This is a genomic window from Fimbriimonadaceae bacterium (genome assembly GCA_019638775.1).
Lineage (GTDB): Bacteria > Armatimonadota > Fimbriimonadia > Fimbriimonadales > Fimbriimonadaceae > JAHBTD01.
The window spans coordinates 1-2,301 of record JAHBTD010000085.1 but is presented as its reverse complement, the minus strand read 5'-3'; the positions used below and the strand labels follow the sequence as shown (position 1 = coordinate 2,301).

Sequence of the window (2,301 nt, the reverse complement as noted above, 5' to 3'; positions counted from 1 at the left end):
GTCTCGTCCGAGACGCGCAGGGAAGGACCGCCCGACCGCGCCCTTTGTGGGAAGTGAAAAGTGAAAGAGAATGGCCTCGTTAGACGCGCGTAGTTGAGGATCGCCAGGCTCACCCTTTTTTCATAAGTGAGGTGGGTCAAGGTGCGGTAAGAAGGTGACCCGCTAGTCTCCCTTGCTGGCGCAACGCGCGGTCGCAGACTCCCCTCGTTGAACGCCCGCAGTGGGAGACCAAGCGGGTCACCTTTCTCGGAAAGATGAAGTGAGCAAGCAAGCTTGGCCGAGGCGTAGTGGAGCGTGCACTAACATTGATCCGGAACTACGCGCGGCGCTCGTGTCCATTTATGAAGAAGTCATGTGGCTTGCTCGACGCCCGAATGTCAGTCCGAGCCGAGCACGTGGATGGTACACGCACATCATGGCCGATAGCGTGAAGCTAAGGCTTCGTAATTTCACTGGAAGAGTGTCGCAGCAAGCTGTCGTCACACAGGGCGTGGATCTTCGTCTTGAGCACTACATGAGAATTCAGACGACGCTTACGGCACTTGTTGATCGCCACAGAACGACTGAATCTCCAAATGCAGAGGAGTTTATTCGCACGGTTATTGATTATGAGCGTGTTCATATCGTCACCGCCAAGGAAAATTATGACGCAATGCGTGCTCGCAGCGACTACCTGAAGGCAGGCATCATCCTGGTACCTTGGGCTGATATACCCTCAAAGCGGCGTCTTGAGCTTTGGCGAAAGATGCTGCGCGGTAGGGTAGCGAATGCCGCTGCATATGCCGAAGTATCCGTCGAATGAACTATCGCCTTGCATCCGCCTCATCAGAATCGTGTGGGGCTTCATGTCAAACGATCCGATTCTCAGCTGGATAAAGCAGATTCCTTCTGGCCGGTTCTTCTCACCCCTGCAGCTGCTTCATCATGGCGGCGGGGTTCCAGTAGCCCCACATGGTTTGAATGTTTCCGTTCTCGTTGATCTCGAATACGTCGATGCCTTCCACGACAACATCGCGTCCGTTGTTGCCTCGTCCGCGGCCGGTGAATTTCACCGCCGTCCTGTTGCCCGTGATGAAGACATGATCCGCTGTCAGTTCGATGGTTTGGAACAGGTCGAGCACGCCGCGGATGAATTGACCCAGCGCCGCATGGCCTTGTAACGGTGTCGGTGCTCCCGGTTCGTAGCTGATTCCCTTCTCGTCAAAACAGCCGACCCAGGAATCTGCATCCTTCTTCCCGATGGCGACAAAGTACTGCTGCACGGCTGCTGGAATTGTCTCAACTGTCATGTCATTCCTCCTGTGATCTCTGAAGCTGGTGTGTGTCACAGCGGCCGGTTTTCCGACCGCTATCCATACTACGGCGTGATTCGATCATCGGATTGCTTGCGGCGAGCATCGGGGTGGGGAGTGTGAATCGAGGGTGAAGCCCAGAACCTGGCTCGGAGACAACAGGGGAGAAGGGCCTGTCGCGATGGTCGGCCTGGCCCTACTCGATCACCCATAGTGCGGTGCCGGAGAGGTCTCGTGACAGACGATCGGCAATGCTGCTGCTGAAGAGGCGTGCCGCGCCCGGTGGGCCGTGCCTGGTGACGACGAGGGTGCCATAGCCGCCGGAGCGGACTTCATCCAGAATCGTGTCGACGACATCGCCCGCGTATCCCAATTTCAGCGTCACTCGGTCGGTCGGAAACCCCGTGTCCCTGAATCGCTCAAGCGCCCGTTCGAGGATGGGATATTCCAGAGTCTCCTCCATGTGCATCCATTCTTGCTGGTCTTTGCGGAGTTGTTCGCCGAGTTGATGCTCCATGTCGGGATTCTCCGAGCCGCCATGTTCCATCAATTCGCGCGGCATGGGGTTCAGCACATGAAACAAGGTGATGGTCACAGCTGGTGTCTCGCGAAGGAGTGTTCCGACGTAGTGGAGGGCACGGATGGTGGCATTCGAGTCGTCGACGGCGATGAGCAGGTTCTTCGGGGAGACTGAGCTGTTCGAGGCCGAGTCTGGTGCGACGCGCGATTGCTCGCGCGGTGCGGTGGTTTTCATGATGTCACCATGCTGAGGTGTGTGCCGTCCCTGTCCTGCGACTGCAGGAACCTCGGGTGGGATGCCGGATGCTGTGGAGCGAAGCCTGTCATGCGGTCCCTCGGGTGATGAGGGGTGTTGGCGGAGGGGGTACCGCGTCCCGTGCAACGGGTTGCCATACCAGCCTTGGCCTTAGCCTATGCTTCTACTCAGAGGAAAGCAATGCGGGAACGAAGGTGGGGCCGGGTGGTGCGCGACGGGGGCTCCGGGCGAGGC

4 protein-coding genes are annotated in these 2,301 nt (G+C 58.1%); 2 read left to right on the top strand and 2 right to left on the bottom strand.

Annotated elements, in window-relative coordinates; genetic code table 11:
- The first annotated feature begins 415 nt into the window (after positions 1-415).
- Complete coding sequence (locus KF784_20090) at positions 416-802, top strand: hypothetical protein (GenBank protein MBX3121359.1); 387 nt, start codon at positions 416-418, stop codon at positions 800-802.
- Positions 803-902: 100 nt separating this feature from the next.
- Here KF784_20090 and KF784_20085 read toward each other — a convergent pair whose 3' ends face one another.
- Both KF784_20085 and KF784_20080 read right to left on the bottom strand, forming a co-directional pair.
- The gene (locus KF784_20085; GenBank protein MBX3121358.1) at positions 903-1,289 is read right to left on the bottom strand and encodes a nuclear transport factor 2 family protein; all 387 of its coding nucleotides are present in this window, start codon (positions 1,287-1,289) and stop codon (positions 903-905) included.
- 199 nt (positions 1,290-1,488) lie between these two features.
- Positions 1,489-2,046: a universal stress protein gene (locus KF784_20080; GenBank protein MBX3121357.1), complete on the bottom strand. Its 558-nt coding sequence runs from the start codon at positions 2,044-2,046 to the stop codon at positions 1,489-1,491.
- Positions 2,047-2,114: 68 nt separating this feature from the next.
- Here KF784_20080 and KF784_20075 point away from each other — a divergent pair.
- Positions 2,115-2,301, top strand: a 187-nt coding sequence (locus KF784_20075) for a hypothetical protein (protein MBX3121356.1), incomplete at its 3' end; no start/stop codon positions are given.